General features: G+C 71.6%; 21 protein-coding genes. 8 read left to right on the top strand and 13 right to left on the bottom strand.

Annotated elements, in window-relative coordinates; translation table 11 throughout:
- Positions 1-4: 4 nt before the first annotated feature.
- A complete protein-coding gene (locus tag O7623_RS22690) occupies positions 5-433 on the bottom strand; it encodes a helix-turn-helix domain-containing protein (protein ID WP_282225027.1) in 429 nt (142 codons plus the stop codon).
- 131 nt (positions 434-564) lie between these two features.
- Here O7623_RS22690 and O7623_RS22695 point away from each other — a divergent pair, with 131 nt between their 5' ends.
- Positions 565-1437, top strand: coding sequence for an SDR family oxidoreductase (locus tag O7623_RS22695; protein WP_282225028.1), 873 nt, complete (start codon positions 565-567; stop codon positions 1435-1437).
- Between the two features lie 16 nt (positions 1438-1453).
- On the opposite strand, the gene O7623_RS22700 is transcribed toward O7623_RS22695, so the two are convergent.
- From O7623_RS22700 to O7623_RS22720, 5 genes are read right to left on the bottom strand one after another with little or no spacing between them, the layout of a single operon-like run.
- Positions 1454-2332, bottom strand: a complete 879-nt coding sequence (locus O7623_RS22700; RefSeq protein ID WP_282225029.1) for a Dam family site-specific DNA-(adenine-N6)-methyltransferase — start codon at positions 2330-2332, stop codon at positions 1454-1456.
- A complete protein-coding gene (locus tag O7623_RS22705) occupies positions 2283-2765 on the bottom strand; it encodes an NUDIX domain-containing protein (RefSeq protein ID WP_282225030.1) in 483 nt (160 codons plus the stop codon). Before O7623_RS22705 ends, O7623_RS22700 begins: the two co-directional genes overlap by 50 nt.
- Before the next feature lie 15 nt (positions 2766-2780).
- Entirely contained in the window at positions 2781-4217 is a 1437-nt protein-coding gene (locus O7623_RS22710) for an ATP-binding protein (protein WP_282225031.1), read from the bottom strand.
- Positions 4214-5872, bottom strand: coding sequence for an FAD-dependent oxidoreductase (locus O7623_RS22715; protein WP_282225032.1), 1659 nt, complete (start codon positions 5870-5872; stop codon positions 4214-4216). The genes O7623_RS22710 and O7623_RS22715 overlap by 4 nt, the downstream gene beginning before the upstream one ends.
- Before the next feature lie 7 nt (positions 5873-5879).
- Positions 5880-7142 (bottom strand): nucleotide disphospho-sugar-binding domain-containing protein, encoded by a 1263-nt coding sequence (locus O7623_RS22720; protein ID WP_282225033.1) that lies wholly within the window; start codon positions 7140-7142, stop codon positions 5880-5882.
- Between the two features lie 93 nt (positions 7143-7235).
- On the opposite strand from O7623_RS22720, the gene O7623_RS22725 reads away from it, so the two are divergent.
- Positions 7236-8186 carry a methyltransferase domain-containing protein gene (locus O7623_RS22725; protein WP_282225034.1) on the top strand — a complete coding sequence of 317 codons (951 nt, stop codon included), beginning with the start codon at positions 7236-7238 and terminating at the stop codon, positions 8184-8186.
- On the opposite strand, the gene O7623_RS22730 is transcribed toward O7623_RS22725, so the two are convergent.
- From O7623_RS22730 to O7623_RS22740, 3 genes are all read right to left on the bottom strand, one after another.
- Positions 8171-9340 (bottom strand): 4-hydroxybenzoate 3-monooxygenase, encoded by a 1170-nt coding sequence (locus O7623_RS22730; protein ID WP_282225035.1) that lies wholly within the window; start codon positions 9338-9340, stop codon positions 8171-8173. The genes O7623_RS22725 and O7623_RS22730 overlap by 16 nt on opposite strands.
- The gene (locus O7623_RS22735; protein WP_282225036.1) at positions 9337-10023 is read right to left on the bottom strand and encodes a hypothetical protein; all 687 of its coding nucleotides are present in this window, start codon (positions 10021-10023) and stop codon (positions 9337-9339) included. Before O7623_RS22735 ends, O7623_RS22730 begins: the two co-directional genes overlap by 4 nt.
- 593 nt (positions 10024-10616) lie before the next feature.
- Positions 10617-10883 (bottom strand): hypothetical protein, encoded by a 267-nt coding sequence (locus O7623_RS22740; RefSeq protein ID WP_282225037.1) that lies wholly within the window; start codon positions 10881-10883, stop codon positions 10617-10619.
- Between the two features lie 311 nt (positions 10884-11194).
- Between O7623_RS22740 and O7623_RS22745 the strand changes: the two genes are divergently transcribed.
- Together O7623_RS22745 and O7623_RS22750 are read left to right on the top strand one after the other, a co-directional pair.
- On the top strand, positions 11195-11434 hold the full coding sequence (locus O7623_RS22745) for a DUF397 domain-containing protein (protein ID WP_282225038.1): 240 nt from the start codon (positions 11195-11197) through the stop codon (positions 11432-11434).
- Between the two features lie 243 nt (positions 11435-11677).
- Positions 11678-12505 (top strand): helix-turn-helix transcriptional regulator, encoded by an 828-nt coding sequence (locus O7623_RS22750; RefSeq protein ID WP_282225039.1) that lies wholly within the window; start codon positions 11678-11680, stop codon positions 12503-12505.
- Between the two features lie 63 nt (positions 12506-12568).
- On the opposite strand, the gene O7623_RS22755 is transcribed toward O7623_RS22750, so the two are convergent.
- Positions 12569-14548 carry a PhoX family phosphatase gene (locus tag O7623_RS22755; protein ID WP_282225040.1) on the bottom strand — a complete coding sequence of 660 codons (1980 nt, stop codon included), beginning with the start codon at positions 14546-14548 and terminating at the stop codon, positions 12569-12571.
- A gap of 381 nt (positions 14549-14929) precedes the next feature.
- On the opposite strand from O7623_RS22755, the gene O7623_RS22760 reads away from it, so the two are divergent.
- Positions 14930-19270: an ExeM/NucH family extracellular endonuclease gene (locus tag O7623_RS22760; protein ID WP_282225041.1), complete on the top strand. Its 4341-nt coding sequence runs from the start codon at positions 14930-14932 to the stop codon at positions 19268-19270.
- 103 nt (positions 19271-19373) lie between these two features.
- On the opposite strand, the gene O7623_RS22765 is transcribed toward O7623_RS22760, so the two are convergent.
- The gene (locus O7623_RS22765; protein ID WP_282225042.1) at positions 19374-19811 is read right to left on the bottom strand and encodes a DoxX family protein; all 438 of its coding nucleotides are present in this window, start codon (positions 19809-19811) and stop codon (positions 19374-19376) included.
- A gap of 262 nt (positions 19812-20073) precedes the next feature.
- Between O7623_RS22765 and O7623_RS22770 the strand changes: the two genes are divergently transcribed.
- The 3 genes from O7623_RS22770 to O7623_RS22780 all read left to right on the top strand — a co-directional run bounded on the left by O7623_RS22770 (position 20074) and on the right by O7623_RS22780 (position 21694).
- A complete protein-coding gene (locus O7623_RS22770) occupies positions 20074-20481 on the top strand; it encodes an STAS domain-containing protein (RefSeq protein ID WP_282225043.1) in 408 nt (135 codons plus the stop codon).
- Entirely contained in the window at positions 20478-21224 is a 747-nt protein-coding gene (locus O7623_RS22775) for an ATP-binding protein (RefSeq protein WP_282225044.1), read from the top strand. Before O7623_RS22770 ends, O7623_RS22775 begins: the two co-directional genes overlap by 4 nt.
- Before the next feature lie 62 nt (positions 21225-21286).
- Entirely contained in the window at positions 21287-21694 is a 408-nt protein-coding gene (locus O7623_RS22780; RefSeq protein ID WP_282225045.1) for a four-helix bundle copper-binding protein, read from the top strand.
- A 16-nt stretch (positions 21695-21710) separates the two neighbouring features.
- Here O7623_RS22780 and O7623_RS22785 read toward each other — a convergent pair whose 3' ends face one another.
- Positions 21711-23063, bottom strand: coding sequence for a polysaccharide biosynthesis protein (locus O7623_RS22785; RefSeq protein WP_282225046.1), 1353 nt, complete (start codon positions 23061-23063; stop codon positions 21711-21713).
- Positions 23060-24727, bottom strand: coding sequence for a DUF885 domain-containing protein (locus tag O7623_RS22790; protein ID WP_282225047.1), 1668 nt, complete (start codon positions 24725-24727; stop codon positions 23060-23062). The genes O7623_RS22785 and O7623_RS22790 overlap by 4 nt, the downstream gene beginning before the upstream one ends.
- Between the last annotated feature and the right edge of the window lie 25 nt (positions 24728-24752).

A 24752-nucleotide genomic window follows, 5' to 3' on the forward strand; every position in this document is an offset into this window, starting at 1 on the left:
ACCCTCAGTTGGCGGCGTCGAACCGGGCGCGGGCCGCGAGTACGGTCGGCATCGCGCCTTCCACGAGTTCGATCAGCCCCATCAGAGTGGTCGCGACGGACTGCCCGAGCGGAGTGAGGCTGTACTCGACGCGCGGCGGGATGGTGGCCTGGACGTCACGGTTGACCATCCCGTCGCGCTCCAGCGCCTGCAGGGTCTGGGCCAGCATCTTCTCGCTGATGCCGTCGACCCGGCGCCGCAGGGCGTTGAAGCGGTAGTTGCCCTCCAGTAGCGCGACGAGCGCCAGGATGCCCCATTTGCCGGACACGTGCTCCAGGGTCTCCCGGGACGGGCAGACCCGTGCGAACACGTCGGCGATCAGTTCCGCCATGGGGTCGTCGGCGGTGGCACCGGCGTGGTCGGGGTGCGGCGTGGTCGGGGACCGGGTGGCCATGGACCCAGGTTAGCCCCGATCGGGTACGAAGTCAGTGACAGCGCTCACCAATGGATTGCACTTTCTAAAAGTTAGTGCACTCTTGTGGGTGGCGGCCGCCGGGTCGCCGCCCACCAGACCCAGGAGCAGACATGATCACTGTCACCGGCGCAGCCGGCCATCTCGGTCGCCTCGTCGTCGCCGACCTGCTGGACCGCGGCGTACCGGCCGGCGAGATCGTCGCCGTCGTCCGCGACCCGGCCAAGGGCGCCGACCTCACCGCCCGGGGCGTGCAGGTCCGGGTCGGCGACTACGACCGTCCGGAGACCCTCGGCCCCGCCCTCGCCGGCACCCGCCGGCTGCTGCTGGTCTCCGGCAGCGAGGTCGGTAAACGGGTACCGCAGCACCGCAACGTGATCGACGCCGCCACCTCGGCCGGGGTCGAGCTGATCGCCTACACGAGCATCCTGCGCGCCGACACCAGCAGCGTCCCGCTGGCCACCGAGCACCTTGCCACCGAGGAGCTGGTCCGCGCCAGTGGGCTGCCGTTCGTGCTGCTCCGCAACGGCTGGTACCTGGAGAACTACACCGAGACCGCGCTGCCGCAGGCGTTGGCCACCGGCAGCGTCTTCGGCTCCGCCGGCGACGGTCGGGTGGCCGCGGCGACCCGTGCCGACTTCGCCGCCGCCGCGGCAACGGTGCTGACCGATCCGGCCGGCGCCGGACCGGCCGGATCGGTGTACGAACTCGGTGGCGACCACCCGTTCACCCTCGCCGAACTGGCCGCCGAGATCAGCCAGGCCAGCGGACGTACGGTCAGCTATCAGGACCTGCCTGCGGACGTGTACGCCAAGGCGCTGACCGACGCGGGCGTGCCGGCGGAGCTCGCCGCCGTGCTGGCCGCCTGCGACGTCGGGATCCAGCAGGGCGACCTGACCACCGACAGTGGTGACCTGCGCCGGCTCATCGGCCGGCCCACCACCACCCTCGCGTCGGCGGTCCGGGCGGCCGTCGCCGCCGGGTAGGCGGGCGGCGGGACCTTCACCCCGCCGGCCCGACCGGCATCGGCAGCTCGTAGTTGGTGATCAGCAGGTCCCAACTGCGCCGGTTGGCCGCCTGCAGATTGATGTCCCGGCGGGTGGCCATCCGGGCGATCGAGAAGTCAGGGCCGAACAGGTCCCGGACGAACGGTGTGTCGCTGTTGGTCAGGGTCAGCCAGACCCCCCGCTGAGCGGCCCGCACCATCGCGTCCCGCAACCGGACGTGGTCGTGCGGGCCGAACTGCTCCGAGGTGTACCGCTTGAAGTCGGACCAACCACCCAGCGGCACGTACGGCGGGTCCAGGTACACCCAGTCGCCGGCCTGTGCCGCGTCGAGCTCGTCGACGAAGTCGCCCGTACGCAGCTCGGCCCGGCGCAGCGCCCGGGCGGCGTCGAGTAGCACCCGCCGGTCGTAGTACGGCCGGTCGTAGGCGCCGTACGGCGTGTTGAACTCGCCCCGCCGGTTGACCCGCCACAGTCCCCGGAACGCGGTCTTGTTCAGATAGATGACCCGGACCGCGCGTTCCAGGTCCGAGCAGTCGGCGGGCGAGCGGCGACGCATGGCCGCGAAGTGCTCGGCGGTGTTGGGCTGCTCGTCGAGCAGCCGCATCACCGCCTCCGGGTCGGCGGCCACCACCTGGAAGCAGACGATCAGCTCCGGGTTGGCGTCGCTGAGCACCGCCCGTTCGGGGGCCAGCTCGAAGAAGACCGCGCCGCTACCCAGGAACGGCTCCCGGTAGGTGCCGGTGAACGGCGGGGCGGCGGTGACGATCGTCGTCGCGTACCGCGTCTTGCCGCCTGCCCACTTGAGGAACGACCTGCCCGTCGGCCTACCCGTCGGCCCGGTGGAGCGCGCGGAGCTGGCGCCGGTCCGGATCATGCGGCGAATGGTACGCGGCGCCGGCGGTACCCCAGGCGTAGTGCGGTGAGGCCAGGAACTCGGCGAGCAGGCTGGCCGAGCCGGGCGACAGCGGGCGGCCGTCGACGATCTGAGTTGGCAGCAGGAACGTCATCGCCGCGCCCTCGCCGAGCACGACATCCTGTTGGCGGGCCCGGGTGGAGCCGAAGAAGTAGTGCGCGGTCCGGCCATCGGCCAACTCCCGACGGCAGAACAACCGCAGCCCGTGCTCGGGCCGCAGCCCGGTCTCCTCCCACAGCTCCCGCAGCGCGGTCTGCTCGGGCGTCTCGCCGGGCTCGCAGTGCCCGCCCGGCACGCACCAGGTGTGCGGATGGCTGGGTGCCTGGCCGTCGCGCAGTTGCAGCAGGACGGCACCTGCCGGATCGACCAGCAGCACCGCGGCGACGTCGTTCACCCACCCAGTGTGCGGTCAACCGGCGGTCAGCGGGAGCAGCACCCGAAAGCTGGTCGCGCCGGGTGCCGAATCCACCCGGATGTCCCCACCGTGTTTCTTGACGACGATCCGGTAGGAGATGTCGAGTCCCAGCCCGGTGCCTTCGCCGATCGGTTTGGTGGTGAAGAAGGGCTCGAAGATCCGGGGCCGCACCTCCGGCGGGATCCCGGGCCCGGTGTCGGCGATCTCCACCGACAGCTGGTCGCCGGTGGTACCGGTGCGCACCGTCAGGGTGCCGGCCGGCCCCATCGCCCCCAGCGCGTTGTCGATCAGGTTGGTCCAGACCTGGTTGAGCTCCGCCGGGTAGGCCGGCACCGCCGGCAGCGTCCGGTCGTAGTCGCGGACCACCCGTACCTCGGCCGGGATCTTGCCGGTGAACATGGCGAGGGTGGCGTCGAGCAGTTCGTGCACGTCGACAGTCTGATGCGGGGCCCGGTCCAGCTGCGAGTACTGCTTGGCGGCACCGACCAGCGACGAGATCCGGCGGACCGCGTCGTCGATCTCGCCGAGCAGCAGTTCGGTCTCGACGGTGTACGCCAGCCAGCGCACCGCCGCCGTCAGGTCCGAGGCGAGGACCGCGCCGGCCACCTCGTCGAGGGCGGCGTCGTCGAAGCCGCCGGCGACCAGGGTGGCGGCCAGCTCCCACCCATCGGGTACGGCGTGCGTGTCGAGCCAGTCGGCAAGTGCGTCCTCCGCGTCGGCGACCTGCAACGGCGTGCGTACGGGTGCCGTGGCGGCCCGCTCCACCGCGGTCTCCTGCAGCCCGACCAGCCGGTGCAGCTGCGCCCCGTCGAGCCGGCCGTCGGCGACCATGGCGAGTTTCTGCCGCATCCCGGCGAGCCGTTCCCGCAGTACGGCGGTGGCCCGTACCGCCGCCGCGGCGGGATTGTTCAGCTCGTGGGTCAGCCCGGCGGTGAGCGAGCCGAGCGCGATCAGCCGCTCCCGTTCGCCGACCACCGTCTGGGTGGTCCGCATCGCCACGAACAGCCCGTCGAGCAGGTGCATCGCCATCGGGAACCACTGCCGGATCGCGGCGGCGAACTCCGGCGCGGGCAGCGCCAGCAGGGTGACGTCGGTCAGCGCCCGCATCGTGTTGGGGTAGACCTGCTCCATCCGGTCACCGGCGTACGCCTGGGTGGCCCCGGCGTACGCGCCACGCTGGTCGCTGCGGGTCACCTCGACGTCGGCGCCCCGGACCCGGCGGGTCAGCGCGATCGCCCCGTCGAGCAGCACGAAGAAGCACTCCGCCGGGTCGCCTTCGACGTACACGGCGGTCCCCGGCGGCCAGCGACGGACCCGGCCGAGGTGGCTGATCTCGGTGAGCTGGTCGTCGGTGAGCGACTCGAACAGGAACAGGCCGCGCAGTTCGGTGGGGTCGAGCCGGTCGGCGGCCGACGCCGGGTCGGTGTTCACTGTGCCGCCAGGTAGCGGTGCGCCAGGGTGACGACCAGGGCACCTTCGCCGACGGCGGAGGCGACCCGCTTCACCGACTCGGCCCGTACGTCGCCGGCGGCGAACACACCGGGGACGCTGGATTCCAGCAGGTACGGGTCCCGGGGCAACGACCAGCCGGGCGGTCGGCGCCCGCCGGTGGTGAGGTCAGGTCCGGTGACGACGAAGCCCCGGCCGTCGCGCACCACCGTCCCGTCGAGCCAGTCGGTTCGCGGCTGCGCGCCGATGAAGACGAACAGCCACGACGTGTCGACGTCGCGGGTGACGCCGGTGCGGGTGTCGCGCACCGTGAGCCGTTCCAGGTGGTCCTCGCCGGCCGCCGCGGCGACCTCGGAGTACGGATGCACCTCGATGGCGTCGATCCGCTCGATCTGTTCGATCAGGTACCGGGACATGGAGTGGGTCAGGTCGGCCCCCCGGATCAGCAGGTGCACCCGGTCGGCGTGCCGGGCGAAGTACACCGCCGCCTGCCCGGCCGAGTTCGCGCCGCCGACGATGTAGACCTCCTGGCCGACGCAGTGCGGTGCCTCGGTCGCCGCCGAACCGTAGAAGACCCCCCGGCCGGTCAGCTCCGCCAGACCGGGGGCGTCGAGCTGCCGGTACGCCACCCCGGTGGCGAGCACGACGGTGTGCCCGGCGATGGTGCTGCCGTCGGCGAAGTGCAGCAGCCGGGTCGCGCCGGCGGTGCTGAGTCCGACCACGTCGCGGGTGGTCAGCAGTTCGGTGCCGAACTTCAACGCCTGCCGCCGGGCCCGGTCGGTCAGCTGGGCGCCGGAGACGCCGTCCGGGAAGCCGAGGTAGTTCTCGATCCGGCTGCTCTGTCCGGCCTGGCCGCCGGTTGCCTGGCGCTCGACGAGCACGGTCCGCAGACCTTCGGATGCGCCGTACACGGCGGCGCCCAGGCCCGCCGGGCCGGCGCCGACCACGACCAGGTCGTAGAAGTCCCGGGTGGGTTCGGTGCGCAGGCCGACCTGGGCGGCCAGCGCGGCCCGGTCGGGGTTGCGCAGCACCGTGCCGTCCGGGCAGATCACCACCGGGATGTCGGCCGGCCCGGCGTCGGCGGCGGCGAGCAGCCGCTGCGCCTCGGGATCGTCGGCGAGCAGCCACCGGTACGGCACCAGGTTGCGGGCCAGGAAGTCGCGGACCTCGAACGACGGGGCCGACCAGCGGTGGCCGACGACCCGTAGCTCGTCGGCGGCCGCTACCGGGGTGCGCTGCCACGACTCGAGCAGCGCGTCGCAGACCGGGTAGAGCTTCTCCTCCGGCGGGTGCCAGGGTTTGAGCAGGTAGTGGTCGAGGTCGACGATGTTGATGGCGTCGATGGCGGCGTCGGTGTCGGCGTAGGCCGTCAGCAGCACCCGCCGGGCCTGCGGGTAAAGGTCCATGGCGGCTTCGAGGAACTCGATGCCGTTCATCTCCGGCATCCGGTAGTCGGCCAGTAGCAGGGCGACCTGCTCGGCACGGAGTTTCAGTTCCCGCAGGGCGGTGAGCGCTTCGGCGCCCGAGCCGGCCCGCACGACCCGGTAGCGGTCGCCGTACCGGCGGCGGATGTCGCGGGCGACGGCACGGGAGACGTTGGGGTCGTCGTCGACGGTGAGGATCGCCGGGTTGGTCACCAGGCAATCAAAGCACCTTCGACGAGGTGGCGGCGGGTGCCGGTGCGGTGGTGCCGGCGGCGGGTGCCGGTGCGGCGGTGCCGGCGGCGTGCAGGCCGGTCAGCCGGGCGGCGATGCCGGCCGGCGGCGGCAGCGCCGCCATCAACCGGGCCGCCCGATCGACGCCGCTGGTCGCCGGGCCGCCGGCGAGTAGATCGGCCAGCAGGCCGGCGGTGACCGCGTGGGGGTCGGCGCGTAGTCCGAGCCGGTGCCGGACCACCAGGGCGGCGTTGACGAACTGGTCGGCGCCGTGTGGCAGGACGAGCTGCGGTACACCGCCGCCGAGCGCGGTCATCATGGTCCCGGAGCCACCGTGGTGCACGACGGCGGCGCAGTTGGCCAGGGCAGGGGCCAGCGGCAGCCAGCCGGTGACCCGGACGTTGCGTGGCAGCGGCCCGAGCCCGACCCGGTCGGTGTCGTCGCCCCGACCGCCAGCGAGTTCGCCCCGACCGCCGTTTTCGCCGGCGGTGAGCACGAAGTCGGCGTCGACGTCGGCGGCGGCGGCGATGGTGCGGCGCAGCCCTGACAGACCGGCCAGGGCGGGCACCACGGTGCCCAGGGTGATCAGGACACGGGGCCGGTCGGCCGGCCGGCGCAGCCAGTCGGGCAGCACCCCGCCGGCGTTGTACGGCACGTACCGCATCGGCCAGCCGTCGCCGTCGCCGATCATCAGCTCGGCCGGCGCGAGGTGCAGGACCACCCGCTCGGGCAGCTCCAGCGGTACGCCGAGCCGGCGGTACGCCGCCGCCAGCCAGGGCAGGAACCGGGCGGCCAAGGTCTGCTCGCGGAGCAGATTGAACCCGTGCTCGACGGCCGGCACCCGCAGCGCCCGCGCGACCAACGGCCCGACCGGATGCAACCGGGAGTGGACGATGAGGTCCGGCCGCCACCAGCGGGCCACCGCCAGGGTGCCGTCGGCCATCAGGTCGGCGATCCGGCCGAACGTCTCCAGCAGCAGCGAATCGATCCGGCTGCCGGCGGCGGCGATCCGCAGCCCGCGCCGACGCATCCGGTCGGTCCACTCGGCCGGAGTGCCGGTGCCGAAGACTCCGGCGACCGGGACGCCGGGCGCGACGTCCACCGTGGGCAGGCCGGCGTGGGCCGCGCCGGCGAGCCCTTCGGCCGTGGTGGCGACCAGTACGTCGTGGCCGGCGGCCCGTAGCGCCCAGGCCAGCGGTACGACAGGGAAGAGGTGCCCGGCTCCGGGTGGACTGGTGAACAGCACGCGCACCGGCGGACCCCCGTTGACACTTGGATCGACAATGGATAATTTATCGTCATTGATCCGGTTTTGGCGACCGGTCCGAGGAGCGGAGACCGCGCGATGGCCCGGCCGATGGACGTTCCGTTCACCCCTGAGCTGCACCTACGCCTGCTGCTGAGCATCGACCGTGGACACAGCGTGCAGCGTGCCGTACGGGCCGCCGTCCGGCCCGGCGACCGGGTGCTCGACGCCGGCACCGGCAGTGGTCTGCTCGCGATGATCGCGGCCGACGCCGGCGCCGAGGTGGTCGCCGTCGACCGCCACCACGTCGCGATGGCGCAGCGGATCGCCGCGCACAACGGGCTCACCGACCGGATCGCGTTCGTCGAGTCCGATCTCGCCGACCTCGACCCGGCCGACCTCGGCGGCCGGTTCGACGTACTGATCGCCATGATCCACACGAACAATCCGCTGATCGACGAGGGCCGCTCCCGGCTCGTCGTCGACCTGCGCCGGAGGTTCGGCGTACCCGACTGCCGGGTGGTGCCCGGCGAGGTGCGCTACCAGGCGACCGGCTGCGAGCGGCGGGACTGGGACCTGTCGACCGAGCTGACCGATCTGGCGTCGGCGGGCGAGGCCCTGCGGGGGGCGTACGGCTGGGACTTCCAGCCCTTGATCGACGCGGTCCGCGACGGGGTCGCCGTGCCGGCCGCCCGGCCGGCCAAGGCGGTGGCACCGGTCTGGCGGTCGCCGACCCGCTCCGGGGCCCTGCGTTTCCCGCGCGGCGACGTGCGACTGCTGACCGACGCCGAGGAGTGGGTGACGGTGGACTACCAGGCACCTACCTTCGCCGGCTTTCCCGACCAGGTCCGGCTGACCGCCACCGCCGCCGGCCGGCTCACCGGCGTCATCTGGACCCAGCAGCTGCGCTACGCCGGGACACCGGTGTGGACCAGCGAGTCGTACAGTCCGGTCGCCGTACCGCAGCTGATCGCCGAGGGCCAGAAGCTGACGTTCACCGCCGGCGCGAGCTGGCGGGCGACGAACATCCTGCGTCACCACCCGACGTAGTCCTCGAGGAACGCGGCCAGGTAGGCCGGTGAGTCCACCAGCCGGGCCAGCCGGGCCGCCTGCACCCGGTGCCGGAACGGCGCGTCGGCCGTGCCGTAGCCAGGAGTGTTGACCAGGTTCATCATCCAGTGCACGAACTCCTGGGCCCGCCAGACGCGGGCCAGCCGGGCCGCAGAGTAGCCGTCGAGCCGACGGTCGTCACCGGCGGTGAACCGGTCGATCAGCCCGAGAGCCAGCTCCTGCGCATCGGCCAGGGCCAGGTTGAAGCCCTTGCCGCCGACCGGCGGCACGATGTGCGCCGCGTCCCCGGCGAGGAAGAGCGATCCGTACCGCATCGGCTCGCAGACCAGGCTGCGCATCCGGACGGTACCGGTGGCGCTGATCGGGCCGGTGTGCAGCGTCCACGGCTCGTCCAGCGCCAGCCGGATGCCGATCTCCTTCCAGATCCGCTCGTCCGGCCAGTCCGCCGCCGTCTCGGTCCGGGCGCACTGCAGGTAGAACCGGCTCACCGTGGGGGTACGTCGCACGTGCACGCACGCACCGGACTCGTGCAGGGCGTTGATCACGCAGTCACTCGACGGTGGGGCGTCGGCGAGCACCGACAGCCAGGCGTAGTCGTACTGGTAGCCGGTGCCGCGCAGCGCCCCGGCCGGGACGGCGCCCCGGGCGACGCCGTACTCGCCGTCGCAGCCGACGACCACGTCGCAGCGCAGCTCACCGCCGTCGGCCAGCTGGATGCGCGGTTGACCGGTCAGATCGACGATCCCTGCGGCCGCCGTCTCGAACCGCAGGTCGCCGCCGTCACCGAGGTACGCCTCGACCAGGTCACGCACCAGGAACTGCTGCGGGTAGATGTAGTGGCTGCGGCCGGCCGCCAACGGCTCGTAGCGGACCGGGTAGCGCCGGCCGCCCAGCCGGAACTCCACGGCGTCCTCGACCGCACCCGTACGTAGCAGGTTGTCGGCCAGGCCGTGCCGGCGCAGCAGCTGCACCACCCGGTGCTCGACGGTCGCCCCGCGCGCCCGGTGCGAGATGTACTCCCGGTCCCGCCGTTCCAGCACGACGCAGTCCACCCCGGCCCGGCGCAGCAGCACCGCCAGCAGCATTCCCGCCGGCCCGGCCCCGATCACGCCGACCTGGGTCCGGTCGGTCACCACCGGGCACCACCCGCGTCCGGTGCGGTCGACCGAGCGCCGTCGTCCGGACCGGCCGACCGAGCGTCGTCGTCGCGGGAGCCGCCGTCGAGGGCGAACAGGCGGGCCCGCATCAACTGGCGTACCACCTGGGTGCCCGGGGCGGCGGCCCGGCCGGCTGAGCGGGCCGCCATCCGCAGGCTGGGCAGCACGTCGCCGCCGAACCGCGCGCAGATCAGCTGGTGTGCCTCGTACGCCGCCACCGTCGCCTCGACGAACTCCTCGAACGCGCTGCCGAGCCGCGCCGGGCCGAGTTTGGCCCGCATCACCCGCACCTCGGCGAACATGGCGGTCAGGTGGGCATGGTCGCGGGTCTGCAGGCCGCTGAAGCCGGCGCGTACGGCCGGCGGTGCCATCGCCGGGCGGATCAGCTGCGTGTAGTCCACCGGGGCAAAGTCACAGGTGAAGCGGAAGGCCGCCGCCGAGCTGTGCATGAAGCCAGCGGCGACCGACAGCGCTGCTCGGGCGTCGTCGCTGTCACCGGCGGCGCTCGCCCGGAGGAAGCAGTTGAGCCCGGTGATCGTGCCCTGGATCAGGACGAAGAAGAGTTGATGACCGACCAGCCACCGGTCGGCGGGCATCGACGCGCCGGCCGGTACGGCCTCGTCGGTGTCGTTGTCCGCCGTCGGTGTCGCCGGCTCCATGCCGAGTGCCGTCGCGTCGGTCCCGGCGTACTCGAACAGCCTTTTCGTGCCTGTCCACAGCTGTGGGAAATCGCTTTTCCCGAGCTCCGAAAGGTGGTGCTGACCTGCATTTTCCGAAACCGACCGGCCTGCGCATGCGAGGGCGGTGAGGAAAGTGGGGCCAGGTGCGCGACGGGTACGGCGGATCTGAAAGTACCGGTCGTGTTCCTGGAAATCGACCTCGGCCGGGTCCGTGCGATCCGGCGTCAGTTCAGGCGGTACGCCGTACGCCTGCCGCACTGCCGGCGCGTTGTCGGCGATCGCCTGGTGGATTTCGCCCCTGCTTGCGGGCAGTAGTTCCGGATACGGAAGGTCAAGGCTGCCGACAGACACAGAGAATTGCCCTTCTGGCGGATTTCCGGGCACGGGTACGGTGTCGGGTCACTGCACCGACCGACTCGCCGATGTGCCCGAGCCGTCGGATCCACAATGCCGGAAATTCTCGCGGTAGAAGTGAGGGCTGTCAATCCCTGAGTAGTCGATCGGCGACCTGCAGTCGCCTTTCCGCAGGTCGTGCCGGCGGGCGTGGCACCGCCGAGCGGTGCCACGCCGCTTCAGCGTCGCGCGACGTCCAGCATGGGGTCGGTCTCCGCCCGGGGCAGTACGTAGGGGGCGGTGATGGTGTCCACGCCTGTCCCACGGGAGCCGGTCGGGCGGTAGGTGACCGTCGCCGCGCCAGCGGAGGCCGCCTCGATCACGCCGGCGCACCAGGTGCCGCCTCGGTAGACCCAGACCGGGTCGGCGGGCTGGTAGCGATCGGTCGGGTAGACGTCGTCGGGATCGCGTTGGCTGGGTTTGAGGATGGGAGCCGGCATGCTCATCGCCCTCCTGACTCGTCGTGCGCGGGGTCGTCGGATGGTCCATGGGGCGGTGGTGGAGTCCGCAAGATGATCACTCTGCGTGTGTCTGTCTCCACCGAGGCCTCGATGTTATCGATGCCCTCGACACCATATGCCCGATTTTCCATCACGATCGGTAAACCGCCGGATACAACTTCACGTGCGCTATCATGCTCGCTATACCTTGCAGGCGCAAGAGCAGATGCACGTGCATTTGATCGTTCCGCGACGAGGCGCGGTTCAGGGTGGATTCTGACAGCCATCGCGAATAATGTCCGATTTGGATTAAATGGATGTATAAGCCTGACAATGGCGTTTCTGGCGCCCAGTTGCCGGCCCTCCGATGGCGAAAGAGCGGTCGGAGCAACCCCAGCGGCAACTGTGTGGAGCTGGCCCGGTTGCCTGGCGGCGATGCGATCGCTTTGCGTAACTCCCGACACCCCGAGGGTCCGGCGTTGATCTACACACTCGCGGAGATCGAGGCGTTCATCCTGGGCGCTCGGGACGGTGACTTCGACGACCTCATCAGCTAGCAGCGATGACGCCGAGCCCGGCCCGTCCGTAAGGCCCTGACGTGCCGTCGTCGTTCACCGGCTGCCGGACATCGCCGTCCACAGATCGGAATCGGACCGGCTGAAGTAACTGATCACCCTCAGGTCATGGCATGCTTACTCGCCAGCAGTGGGATGTCGTGCAACGTGAGGGTGTCCGGAGGTCGGTGGGTGACGATGACGGCCCAACCAGATGGCTCGGCCACGGGTCCGACCGTGCTGCGCATGCTGCTCGGCGCTCAGCTGCGCCGACTGCGGGAGAGTCAGGGCGTGAGCCGGGAGGCCGCCGGCTGGCACATCCGGGCCTCCGAGTCCAAGATCAGCCGGATGGAGCTCGGCCGGGTCGGCTTCAAGGAACGTGACGTCACCGACCTGCTCACCCTCTACGGCGTCACCGACACCCGGGAGCGGACCGCGTTGCTCGGGCTCGCCCGGCAGGCGAACACTCCCGGCTGGTGGCACCGCTACGGCGACGTCCTGCCCACCTGGTTCCAGTCCTACCTCGGCCTGGAAGCCGCCGCTCGGATGATCCGCAGCTACGAGGTCCAGTTCGTGCCGGGGCTGCTGCAGACCCGTGAGTACGCCCGTGCGGTCGTCCTGCTAGGTCACGGCCGGGCACCCGCCGACGAGATCGAACGCCGTGTCGAGCTGCGGATGGAGCGCCAGGAGCTGCTCCGCCGGGCGCAGCCGCCGTACCTGTGGGCGGTGATCGACGAAGCCGTGCTGCGTCGCCCGATCGGCGGTACCGACGTGATGCGCGAGCAGATCCAGGCGCTGATCGAGGCGACGAAGCTGCCGAACGTACGGCTGCAGATCGTGCCGTTCGACGCTGGCGGCCACGCTGCCGCCGGCGGCGCCTTCACCATCCTGCGCTTCGCCGACCAGGATCTGCCCGACATCATCTACATCGAGCAGCTGACCAGCGCGATCTACCTGGACAAGCGGGAGGACGTCGACCACTACGCCGCCGCCATGGAGCGGCTCTGCGTCGAGGCCGAGCCTCCCGCCCGTACCCAGGATCTGCTGCACCGGATCCTGCGCGACCTGGAATAGCTCCTCCCGCGACCCGGACCGACCCGCGAGGGACCGGCCGGTCCCTCGCGGGTCGCCGGCGGATCAGGTGCCGATCACGCCACCGTCGACCTTGCGGATCACCACCGTCGCCGAGCGGGGACGACCGGCCGGATCGAAGTCCGGCCAGTTGCTCACCGCGCGCGGGTTCTCCGGGGTGGGATCGCCCCAGAACGTCGTCGACTCACCCGGATGCTGCACGTTGACGAACATCGTCCGCTGATCCGGGGTGGTGACCACCCCGGTGATCTCCGCGCCACGTGGCCCGACCAGGAACCGGCGGATCTCACCGGTGTGCGGGTCGGCGGCCAGCATGGCGTTGTTGCCCAGGTTGTCGTGGCCCCGGTCGGCCCGGTTCTGGGTGGAGTTGGAGATGTCGGTCTGAATCCAGAGTCGGCCGTCGCCGTCGAACCAGATGCCGTCCGGTGAGCCGAAGATGTTCGTCTCGTCCAACTGCACCCGTGGGTCGTACGCCGGGTCACCGGCCAGCACGAAGACGTCCCACTCGAAGCTGGTCGCCGTGTGGTCGCCGCCCCGCTCCCGCCACCGCACGATGTGCCCGTACGGGTTCGGCGTGCGCGGGTTGACCTCGCCGGGCCAGCCGGTGCCGTTGGTCAGGGTCAGGTAGACGTCGTCGTTGACCGGGTTGACCGCCACCCACTCCGGGCGGTCCAGCGGGGTGGCGCCGACCGCGTCCGCCGCCTGCCGGGTGCGCAACAGCACGTCGGCCTGGTCGCGCCAGCCGTTCGCCCGGGTCAACGCACCCTTGCCGAAGGTCAGCGGCAGCCACGTGCCCCGGCCGTCGTCGTCGAAGCGGGCCACGTACAGGGTGCCGTGGTCGAGCGGGTCGCGGCCGAGGGCACGCTGCATCCGCCACGACCGGTCACCGACGAACTTGTAGACGTACTCGCCGTCCTGGTCGTCACCGGAGTAGACGACGACCCGGCCGCGCGACTCGCAGAACGTGGCACCCTCGTGCTTGAACCGACCGAGCGCGGTCCGCTTCACCGGCGTCGACCGCGGGTTCATCGGGTCGATCTCGACCAGCCAACCGAAACGGTTCAGCTCGTTGGGGTTCTCGGCGACGTCGAACCGGGGGTCGGCCAGGTGCCAGCGGTAGTCGAACCCGGTGGCGTTGATCCCGTACCGGGCCTGCTCCGCCGTCGGCGTCCAGGCCGGATCCTCGGTGCCGAAGTAGCCGTTCCAGTTCTCCTCGCAGGTCACGTAGGTGCCCCAAGGGGTGTACCCGTGCGAGCAGTTGTTCAACGTACCCATGGCGGGGTTGTTGGCCCGCAGCGCCGGATGCCGGGCGCTGACCGGCCCGGAGAACGCCACCGGCGTGGTGCCGGTGACCCGCCGGTTGAACTTCGAGTCGACCTGGCGCCACTGGTCGCCGGCCTGTTCGATCTCGATCACGGTCACCCCGTGCCCGGCGAGACCCTTGTCGACCTTCTCCTTGGTCATGATCGCGTCGCCGTCGGTGTAGTGCAGCGTCTGGTCGATGTACTCGTGGTTGAGCACCAGCAGACCGCGACGGTTGCCCAGCGGACCCTTGCCCAGCGGGAAGAAGTGCATCCCGTCGTGGTGGCTGCCGACCTGCTGCGCCTGCTCGGCGGCGGTGTTGGAGGCGTCACGGCGCCAGGCCGGACCCCTGCGGTGCAGGGGGGTGCCCCACGGGATCAGTACCTGGGCGGTGTAGCCGGGCGGCACGGTGATCCGGTCGTCGGTGCTCGGCGCCACCGGAGCGAAGCCGAGCAGCGGCCGGCGGCCGGGCCTTCCGGGGCGGTCCGGCGTGCCAGGGCCGTGGCCGCTGCCGTGGCCCTTGCCAGCGGCGGCCGGGTCGGCGGCACCGACCGCGCCGGTCAGCCCGAGGAACGCCGCGGCGGCGATCACCGTACCGCCACGCACCACCTCGCGGCGGGCCGCCCGGGCGGCCATGACCTCGCGCATCGGCCGGTTGCCTGAGGGATTGGAGCTGATCTCGTCCGGGTCGACGGGGACGTGCCTGTCATGGTCGAGTGACATGTCGATCCTCATTCGGTCGAGCGGCCGGCCGCTCCACGGCGCACCGGCGCCGGCTGCGCACCGCCCCTGATCGACGGTCCGAGCTGGAACACCGGCCGCTGGCACCGGGACCGTAGGCTGCCGACCACGACCGCCACCGAACGCGCATGCGGACGCCCGGCGACCTGCGGATGAACGATCGGTTTCCGCAACTGGGGAGCCTCCTGCGTGGCCGTTGTCACGATGAGGTCACGCGACCCGAATGTTTAACGGGTCACCCCCGGGTCGTCTGTGCTTCGACACCGACGTCTCCTAGATTTGGCTGACTCACCCTCTGACCGGAGGAACACATACATGCGCCAGCACAGACGCATAGCCACCTGGAAATTGATCACTGCGGTCGTGGGGGCCGGTGTACTCGGTGTCACCGGCGGCACGGCCGCAGTGGCAGCACCGGCGTCCGACGACCCGTTCATCAGCGAGATCCACTACGACAACGCGGGCACCGACACCGGTGAGGCCATCGAGATCACCGCCCCGGCCGGGTTCGACCTGACCGGTTGGCAGATCGTCCTCTACAACGGTGCCAACAGCGCGGTCTACGGCACCCGTACCTTGTCCGGCACGGTGCCGTCGGCCGGGGTCCTCGTCGCCGAGTACCCCACCGACGGCATCCAGAACGGATCGCCGGACGGCGTGGCCCTGGTCGACCCCGCGACCACCGTCGTGGAGTTCCTCAGCTACGAAGGTACCCTGACCGCGGCCGGCGGCCCGGCGGACGGTGCGACCAGTGTCGACATCGGCGTCGCCGAGACCGCCAGCACACCGGCCGGCCACTCGCTGCAGAAGATCGGCGACAGTTGGCAGGCGCCGGCGCCGCACACCTTCGGCGTGGTCAACGGCGGTGGCACCGATCCCGACCCCGACCCCGACCCGGCGCCGGGTTGCGACGTCGCGGTGACGCACAGCATCGCCCAGGTGCAGGGCACCGGTGACGCCACCCCGCTGGCCGGTACCGCCGTCACCATCGAGGGCATCGTCGTCGCCGACCACCGTACGGGCGGCTACAACGGCATCTACCTGCAGACCGCGGGGACCGGTGGCGAGCGGACCGTCGGTGCCGGCACCGCCAGCGACGGCATCTTCGTCTACCTCACCAGCAACGCCGCCAACCACCCGACGGTCGCCCTCGGTGACCGGGTCCGGGTCAGCGGCACCGCCAGCGAGTACTTCGGGCTCACCCAGGTCAGCATCGCCGGCAAGGCCGGCGTTCAGGTCTGCGACCAGGACAACCCGCTGCCCGAGCCGGTCGCGCTGACCCTGCCACTGGATGCCGCCGGCCGCGAGTCGGTCGAGTCGATGCTGGTCGCCCCGGTCGGCGCCTACGCCGTCTCCGAGGTCTACAACACCAACCGGTACGGCGAGGTCGTGCTCGCCGCCGGGGACGCCCCGGCGGTCATCCCGACCGACGTCGCGGCCCCGGGCAGCCCCCAGGCCCAGCAGATCGCCGCCGCGAACCGGCTGGCCCGGCTCCTGGTCGACGACGGCCGGACCACCAACCTGGCCAGCGCCGGGCTCGCCCCGCCGTACGTCTCGCCGGCGCAGCCGTTGCGGGTCGGTGACGCGGTCGAGGCGTTCGGGCCGAGCGTGCTGTCGTACGGCTTCGACGAGTGGCGGCTGCAGCCCACCCGTCCGGTCGACGCCGACACCCCGGCCGCCGAGCGGACCACCTTCAAGGTCGCCAACCCCCGGACCGCCGCGCCCGCCGAGGTGGGTGGCGACATCCGGGTGGCCAGCTTCAACGTGTTGAACTACTTCGTCCACTTCGGCGGCGACGCCCGTGGCGCGGCCGACGAGGCGGGCCTGGCCAAGCAGGAAGCCAAGATCGTCTCGGCGATCTCCGCGCTGGACGCACACGTGGTCGGCCTGCAGGAGATCGAGAACTCGGTACGGTTCGCGCCGACCGATCCGGAGAAGGCACTCAAGCGGCTGGTCGCCGCGCTGAACGCCGTCGACGGGGCCGACACCTGGGACTACGTCCGCTCCCCTGCGGACCTGCCGGGTGCGGCGCAGCAGGACGTCATCAGCAACGCGATCATCTTCAAGCCGGCCGCGGTGACGCCCGCCGGTCCGTCCCGGTCGATCGACGACGAGACGGTCTGGTTCAACGCCCGCGAGCCGATCGCGCAGACGTTCACCGCCGACGACCTCACCTTCACCGTCGTGGTGAACCACTTCAAGTCCAAGAGCGCCTCCGGGTCGCCCACCGGCGACAACGCCGACGCCGGTGACGGCCAGGGCGCGTACAACGGTGACCGGACCCGGCAGGCGGCGGCGCTCGCCGCGTTCGTGACCGGGCTGACCGAGACCACCGGCAGCGACGACGTGCTGCTGCTCGGCGACTTCAACTCGTACACGCAGGAGGATCCGATGCGGATCCTCTACGACGCCGACTACGTCAACCTCAACGACACCGGGCGCAGCACCTACGTCTTCGGCGGTGAGTCCGGCTCGCTGGACCACGCGCTGGCGTCGCCGTCGTTGGCGGCCCGGGTCACCGGTGCCGACGTCTGGCAGATCAACGCCGTCGAGTCGTACGCCTTCCAGTACGACGGCTTCCCGGCGTTCTACGACGCTGGTCCCTACCGGGCCAGCGACCACAACCCGATGGTGATCGGCCTGGCCACCGGTGAGGCCGGCCCGGTCGAGCTGCAGCTGCTGAGCATCAACGACTTCCACGGTCGGCTCGAGTCGGTGGGCACCTCGAACGGTCAGCCGGTCGGCGGCGCGGCACAGGTCGCCGGGCTGGTCGACCAGCTGCGGGCGGAGCACCCGAACACCGCGTTCGTCTCCGCCGGGGACAACATCGGTGCGTCGACCTTCGTCTCGGCGATCGCCGACGACAATCCGACCCTGGACGTGCTCAACGCCGCCGGGCTGGACGTCTCGGCGGTCGGCAACCACGAGTTCGACAAGGGCATGACCGACCTGACCGACCGGGTCATCCCCCGGTCGGACTTCCCGCACCTGGGTGCCAACGTCTACCGGGGCGACGAGCGGGCGCTGCCGGCGTACCACGTCCAGGAGATCGGCGGGATCCGCGTCGGCTACGTCGGCGTGGTCACCGAGCAGACCGCGGCTATGGTCAGCCCCGACGGCATCGCCGGGATCACGTTCCGTCCGGCCGCGGCGGAGGCCAACCTGGTCGCCACCCAGCTCAAGGACGGCAACGAGGCCAACGGTGAGGCCGACGTCGTGGTGCTGCTCACCCACGAGGGGGCGGCCACCCAGAACATCGGTTCGCCCGAGGCGCTGATGAGCGACCCGGTGTTCGGACCGTTCACCCGTACGGTGCCCGAGATCGACGTCATCTTCAGCGGCCACACCCACCAGCCGTACGCCTTCGAGGTGCCGGTGCCCGGCACCGACGAGACCCGGCCGGTGGTGCAGGCCGAGGACTACGGCAAGAAGGTCGGCCGGGTGGTGCTCCAGGTGGACGCGGAGTCCGGGGAGATCGACACCGAGCTGGTCGAACTGGTCGACGTGGTGGGCACGCCGGTCAACCAGGAGGTGGCCGACATCGTCGCGGCGGCCAAGGCCGAAGCCGAGGTGCTCGGCCAGCAGCCGCTGGGGTCGATCACGGCCGACATCCGTCGGGCGTACACCGGCGGTAACGAGGACCGGGGCAAGGAGTCGGCGCTGGGCAACTTCATCGCCGACGTCCAGCTCGCCGGTACCCGGGAGCCGGGTCGCGGTGGCGCGCAGATCGCCTTCATGAACCCGGGCGGGCTGCGAGCCGACCTGCTGTACGGCGAGGACGGGGTGATCACCTACGCGGAGGCGTTCTCGGTCCAGCCGTTCGCCAACGACATGGTGACCCGCACCTACACCGGGGCGCAGGTCAAGGAGGTGCTGGAGCAGCAGTGGCAGCCGGCCGGGGCGTCCCGTCCGGTGCTCTGGCTGGGCGTGTCGGAGGGCTTCTTCTACACGTACGACCCCACAGCGGCCCAGGGTGAGCGGATCACCTCGATGCGGCTCAACGGGCAGCCGATCTCGCCGACGGGCACCTACCGGGTCACGGTCAACTCGTTCCTGGCAGCGGGTGGGGACAACTTCACCACGTTGGCCGCCGGCACGGACACCATGACCACCGGCGACAACGACCTGACGATGCTGATCGCGTACTTCGCGGCGAACTCGCCGGTGACCGCGGACACCGCGTCGCGGTCGGCGATCGGCCAGCCGGAACCGACCTGCGACGTGACCGTCACCGGTACCCACACCGGTGAACTGATCGTCAAGGCCGGGATGACCTACTGCCTGACGGCGGCGACGGTCAACGGCCCGGTCACGGTCCGGCCCGGTGCGACGCTGATCGCCACCGACGGTGCGGTCAACGGTCCACTGACCGCGAACCGGCCGGAGTCGCTGACCTTCACCGGCACCACGTTCGCCGGTCCGTTGGCGCTGCTGCGGGCGACCGGGTCGGTGACCCTCACCGGGGTGACGATCCGGGGTCCGCTGGAGGTGACCGGCGGTGACGGCGGTCTGCGTCTCGACGGTGCCGACATCTCCGGCCCGGTGAGTTTGGTCAACAACAAGCACGACGAGCTGCCGGTGGTGGTGGCCGGGACCACGGTCCGTGGCCCGCTCCACTGCCAGGGCAACAGCCCGAAGCCGGTCGACGAGGGTCGGGCGAACACGGTGCAGGGTCCGGCGTCCGGGCAGTGCGCGAAGCTGTGAGCGCGAGCTGAGCGTGCGTACGGACAGGTGACGCAACGGGGCCGCGGCCCGGTGGACCAAGTTGGTCCGCCGGGCCGCGGCTCTCGTTGTGCGGGGGTGGGGGTCAGACCGTCGCCGGCTTCGGTTCCGACACCTGCTCCCGACGCGCGCGCAGCAGGGCGTCGAGCGAGTAGCGGCCCGGCCCGAGCGCCGCGACCAGCAGGAACGACCAGCAGAACAGGGCGGCGAGTTCGCCGCCGTTGTTCAGCGGCAGCAGCGCGGACGGCTGGTGCATGACGAAGTACGCGTAGGCCATCGACCCGGAGCAGATGATCGCCGCGATCCGGGTCCCGAGTCCGGTGAGGACCAGGAGCCCTCCGACGAACTGGATCAACGCGGCCCACCAGCCGGGCCAGGAACCGATGGCGGCGGCTTCACCGCTGCCGCGGTGGCCACCGAAGACTCCGAACAGCGTTGCCGCGCCGTGCAGCGCGAACAGCAGTCCGACGACCACCCGGAACAGCGCGGTGACGATCTCGGGCAGGCGTTCAGTTGGGGACATGGAGGGACTCCTCGTACATCGGGGAATTTCGGGTCCCACGGCGAGAGGAGCGTAGCTACATCAATCAAAGCTAGTCAATATTTTGTTACCCGCTGTCAACATACTCTAGGCGTTGCGCCATCGGCGCTCGTCGGTCGCCGGTCCACCCACCCGTCGGTCGCCATCGTCGCGTAGGCTGGTCCCTTCGAGCAGCCACACCCCCGTCCGCGCCGCACTGGACCGCACCGGTCGGAGAGAAGCGACTCGCCATACGGAGAGCAGCATGCACGAGATCCGGGTGTCGCCGCCCGAAGCCCGGCACTGCGTGGTCGAGGCCTCCGGTGAGCTCGACATGGCGGCTACCGGGGACCTCTGCGGAGCCGTCGCCACGATCGATCCCCGCCAGGCAGAGTGGATCATCGTCGACCTGGCCGGCGTGACTCTGATCGACTCCAGTGCGATCAAGGAACTGGTCGACGCACACCATGCCGCCGCCGACCGGGGCCAGATCCTGCTTGTCCGCAACGCCCGGCCGATCGTCCTGCGGGTACTGCGGGTCACCGGTGTCGCAGCGCTGCTCGGCATCGCGCCGGCCAAACCGGGCACCGTGTACGGCCAGCCGGGCACCGTGTACGGCCAGGCGGGCACCGGGCCCGGCGGCGGTGCCGGCGGCACCGGGAACGCCGGGTGAACACCCTCACCTGGCAGGTGAGCCGCGACTTCGCCAGCGGTGTCACCCAGGTCCGACTCGCCGGTGTGCTCACCGACACCGAGCTGGTCCGGCTCGCCCCGGTGCTGCGACGCTGCCTGGTCGAGGAGCCGCTGGGTCTGATCGTCGAGCTCGGCGAGGTCACCGTGGCCAGTCCGATCGGGCTGCGGGTCTTCGCCATCCTCGCCGGCGGCGGGGGCGGCCACCGGCCGGCGATGCACCTGTGCGCCCACCCGGGCACCCCCGCCGGCCTGCTCGCCCGCCGCAGCATCAGCGACCTGGTGAGCGTGCAGGACAGCGTCGTCGACGCGCTCAAGCTGATCGAGAGTGGTCCACGGTCGCCGTACCGCTGGCATCAGCACCTCGCCCCCCACCCGCGATCCCCGGGGACGGCCCGCCGACTCATCGAGGCGGCCTGCCGGTCCTGGCAGCTCACCGCGCTGCTCGACGAGGCCATGGTGGTCGGCTCGGAGCTGGTCGGCAACGCCGTCGAACACGCCGGCACCGAGCTGGACGTCACCACCACCCGCCAGGCCGGGGCGATCCGGATCAGTGTCCGGGACCGCGCCGCCCAGCTGCCGACGCCGGCGAACCGGACGGGATCGTCGCACACCGGCCGACGTGGTCGCGGGTTGGCCATCATCGAGGCGCTGGCCAACGACTGGGGCTACGCCGCGATGCCGGACGGCAAATCCGTCTGGGCGGCGCTGCGGCTGCCCGACTGACGGCGTTAACTCCGTGCCACCGTGGGTACGCCCTCCATCAGGTCGAACCTCCGGAGGTAGTCATGACCCACGCAACCGCGATGCTGGACACGTACCCGCTCGACCTGGGCCACGTCGACCGGCAGGCACTCGCCGACTGTATCGACGCCTGCTTCGACTGCGCCCAGGCCTGCACCGCCTGCGCCGACGCGTGCCTCAGTGAGGACATGGTCGCCGATCTGGTCAAGTGCATCCGTACCAACCTCGACTGTGCCGACATCTGCGCGTCGACCGGCCGGGTGCTGTCCCGGCACACCGGCTACGACGCCAACACCACCCGTACCGTCCTGCAGGCCTGCATCCAGGCCTGCCGGTCGTGCGCCGAGGAATGCATCGCGCACGCCGACACGCACGAGCACTGCCGGGTCTGCGCCGAGGCCTGCCAGCGGTGCGAACAGGCGTGTCGGCAACTGATGGCCGCCCTCGGCTGACGTCCCGGTCACCCGGTCACCCGGTCGCCGTCGGGGCGACCCCGGCGACCGGTGCAGACGCGGGAGTACGCCGCATCGCCACCGCGGTGGCGGCGGTGGCGAACGCCGCCGCCACCAGCGCGGCCGCCACCACCGCCTGGATCGACTCCGGGCGGGTCGCCAGCAACCAGCCGAGCAGCCCTACCGTGGTGATCCACAGTGGCGCCGCCGGCCGTCGGGCACCCGCCGCGACCTGGGCGTTGACCATGACGTACACCAGTGCGTAGAGCGCCCCGACGGCGGCGAAGTACGGCGCGTACCGGCCCAGCGGCACGTAGTCCGGGCCGCCGGCGAGCCGGAACGCCAGGCCACCGGCGAGCGCCGACGCCAGCACCAGCAGCGCGCCGCAGCCGGCCACCAGGGCGAGCGCCACCCCCCGGGCCCGCCGGTCGCCCCGGGCCAGCCGGGGCAACGCGACGATGGTGACCACCTGCGGAGCCCAGATGGCCCCCTTGGTCAGCACCGCGCCGATCGCGTAGCCACCGGAATCCACTGGGGACAGCAGATACCGTGCCATGATCAGATCGGCGTACGAGAGCACCAGCATCGCCAGAGTGGCGCTGCTCGCAGTGAGTACGGCGGCGGCGGTCAGCCGGCCCGTCGCCGGGCCCGCCACAGCGTCGGCCCCCGGGCCTGCCACAGCGTCGGCCCCCGGGCCTGCCACAGCGTCGGCCCCCGGGCCTGCCACAGCGTCGGCCCCGGGGCCTCCCACAGCGTCGGCCGCCGCCCCGGCGTCGGCCGTTGCGGCGGCCCGTCGACCGGCCGGCCGGGCCAACCAGGCCAGCACCGGCAGGGTCGCCACCCCGACCAGCACCCCGGCCAGCAGTGCACCGGTCGCGTCCAGACCGACCAGCAGGCCGGCGATCACGCCGCCGTAGCGGGTCACCGCGAGCACCGTCATCGCCGCCGCGAGCCGCAGGAACCGTTGGTCGCCCTGCAACTCGCCCAACCAGCGGCAACCGAGGACCGCCGTACCGGTGGCGGCGGCGAGCAGCCCGACCATCGCCAGCGACAGGTCCAGCGCACCGACCAGCACCGGCCCGGCGGCCAGCACGGCCGCCGCGCAGATCCCGGCGGCGATCCAGGCCAACCGTCCAGCCGGATCGGTGCCACCGCGCGCCCGGTGGACCGCGACCGCGATCTGCAGCCCGAGGCCGGGCACCGAACCGACCGCGCCGAGCGCCAGCACGGTCGCCAGCGCGCTGAGGCCGGCCGCCGGCAGCGCCCGGCCACCGAGCATCGGCGCCAGGTACGCCAGACCGTTGGCCAGCACGCCGGCCAACGCCACCGCCGGCCCGGCGCGCAACAGCCCGCCCGACCGGGCGGTCACAGCCGGTCCAGCGCGGCGCGCAACGGATCGAGGCCCAGCACCCCGAGATCGAGCGCGGACCGGTGGAACTCCTTCAGGTCGAATGCCGCACCCTTGCGGGCCTGGGCGTCCGCCCGCGCCTGCAGCCAGATCCGCTCCCCGACCTTGTACGCCGGTGCCTGCCCCGGCCATCCCAGGTAGCGGTCCAACTCGAAGCGCAGGATCTCGTCCGGCACCCGGCAGTGCGCCCGGAGGAACTCCCAGCCCAGGGCGGGCGTCCACCGCTCACCCGGATGGAAGTTGAACGAGTTCGGCGGGATGGTCAGCTCCAGGTGCATGCCGATGTCGACGATCACCCGGGCGGCCCGCAACGCCTGCCCGTCGAGCATCCCGAGCCGGTCACCGGGGTCGGCCAGGTACCCCAGTTCGTCCATCAACCGCTCGGCGTACAGCGCCCAGCCTTCGCCGTGCCCGGAGCACCAGGAAAGTAGCCGCTGCCAGCGGTTGAGCCGGTCGGCCCGGACCTGGGTCTGGCCGATCTGCAGGTGATGGCCGGGGACACCCTCGTGGTAGACGGTGGTGACCTCGCGCCAGGTCGAGAACTCGGTGAGCCCCTGCGGCACCGCCCACCACATCCGGCCCGGCCGGGAGAAGTCCTCGCTGGGCCCGGTGTAGTAGATGCTGCCGTCGCTGGTGGGTGCCAGGCAGCACTCGATCCGCCGGACCTGCTCCGGGATGTCGAAATGGGTGCCGTGCAGTTCCGTGATCGCCGTGTCGGCCAGCGCCTGCATCCAGTCGCGGAACGCCTCGCCGCCGGCGATGGTGCGGGCCGGGTCCGCGTCGAGCAGCCGCACCGCGTCGTCGACCCGGGCGCCGTGCCCGGCGATCTCGGCCGCCGTGCGGCGCATCTCCTGCTCGATACGGTCCAGCTCGAAGAAACCCCAGGCGTACGTCTCGGCCAGGTCGATACGCGCGCCGAGGAAGTACTGGGAGGCCAGCTCGTAGCGGTCCCGGCCGGCCGCCTCGGTCTCGCGCCCGTGCGGGGCCAGTTCGGTACGCAGGAAGTGGCCGAACCCGATCGTCGCGGCGGTGGCGGCCGACGCGGCCCGGCGCAGGTCGGCGGTGAGGCTCTCCGGCGCGGCCAGCCGGGCCACCAGGCTGTGGAAGAAGTCGTCGGCCTGTGGATCGGTCCAGACGTCGCACTGGTCGGCGACCTTGAGCATCTGCGCCCGGGGCGCGGCGTGCCCGGCGGCTGCGGCGTCGAGCAGCGTCACCCGCAGCTGCTCCAGAGCCTGCGGGTAGCGGTCCAGCCGGGCGGCGATGTTCGCCACCGCCTCGGTGCCGTCGGTCGGCATCAGGTCGAACGCCTGGCGCAGGTGGTGCAGCCCGCTGGTGATGACGCTCAGCTCACTGGTCTCCTCGCCCGCGTCGTAGCGGGCCAGCTCCAACCCGAGCCGTTCGGTCATGGCGTCGCGGGCGACCCGTTCCGTCTCGGTCTGCGGGTCGGCGACGTCGAGCTCCCGCAGCGTGTCACGGATCAACGCCGCCCGCTGCGCGTACCCGTCGGGCGACAGGTCGTCGAGCTGGTCGTCGTGGCCGGCGATCCCGGCGTAGGTGGCACCGACCGGGTTCAGCCGCGCCCACTGATCGACATAGCGGTCGCTGATGTCATCCACACGTCCCATGGTGGGAGACCCTACGTGGCCGGTG

Origin of the sequence: Solwaraspora sp. WMMD791, from assembly GCF_029581195.1 — a bacterium.
In the GTDB taxonomy this organism is placed as follows: domain Bacteria; phylum Actinomycetota; class Actinomycetes; order Mycobacteriales; family Micromonosporaceae; genus Micromonospora_E.

Excerpts from the sequence above, each read along its gene's own strand:
- O7623_RS22700 (WP_282225029.1), bottom strand. The coding sequence starts at position 2,332 with ATGATCCGGACCGGCGCCAGCTCCGCGCGCTCCACCGGGCCGACGGGT.
- O7623_RS22725 (WP_282225034.1), top strand. The coding sequence starts at position 7,236 with ATGGCCCGGCCGATGGACGTTCCGTTCACCCCTGAGCTGCACCTACGC.
- O7623_RS22765 (WP_282225042.1), bottom strand. The coding sequence starts at position 19,811 with ATGTCCCCAACTGAACGCCTGCCCGAGATCGTCACCGCGCTGTTCCGG.
- O7623_RS22740 (WP_282225037.1), bottom strand. The coding sequence starts at position 10,883 with ATGAGCATGCCGGCTCCCATCCTCAAACCCAGCCAACGCGATCCCGAC.
- O7623_RS22770 (WP_282225043.1), top strand. The coding sequence starts at position 20,074 with ATGCACGAGATCCGGGTGTCGCCGCCCGAAGCCCGGCACTGCGTGGTC.
- O7623_RS22780 (WP_282225045.1), top strand. The coding sequence starts at position 21,287 with ATGACCCACGCAACCGCGATGCTGGACACGTACCCGCTCGACCTGGGC.
- O7623_RS22755 (WP_282225040.1), bottom strand. The coding sequence starts at position 14,548 with ATGTCACTCGACCATGACAGGCACGTCCCCGTCGACCCGGACGAGATC.
- O7623_RS22690 (WP_282225027.1), bottom strand. The coding sequence starts at position 433 with ATGGCCACCCGGTCCCCGACCACGCCGCACCCCGACCACGCCGGTGCC.
- O7623_RS22735 (WP_282225036.1), bottom strand. The coding sequence starts at position 10,023 with ATGGAGCCGGCGACACCGACGGCGGACAACGACACCGACGAGGCCGTA.
- O7623_RS22750 (WP_282225039.1), top strand. The coding sequence starts at position 11,678 with ATGCTGCTCGGCGCTCAGCTGCGCCGACTGCGGGAGAGTCAGGGCGTG.
- O7623_RS22745 (WP_282225038.1), top strand. The coding sequence starts at position 11,195 with ATGTATAAGCCTGACAATGGCGTTTCTGGCGCCCAGTTGCCGGCCCTC.
- O7623_RS22790 (WP_282225047.1), bottom strand. The coding sequence starts at position 24,727 with ATGGGACGTGTGGATGACATCAGCGACCGCTATGTCGATCAGTGGGCG.
- O7623_RS22695 (WP_282225028.1), top strand. The coding sequence starts at position 565 with ATGATCACTGTCACCGGCGCAGCCGGCCATCTCGGTCGCCTCGTCGTC.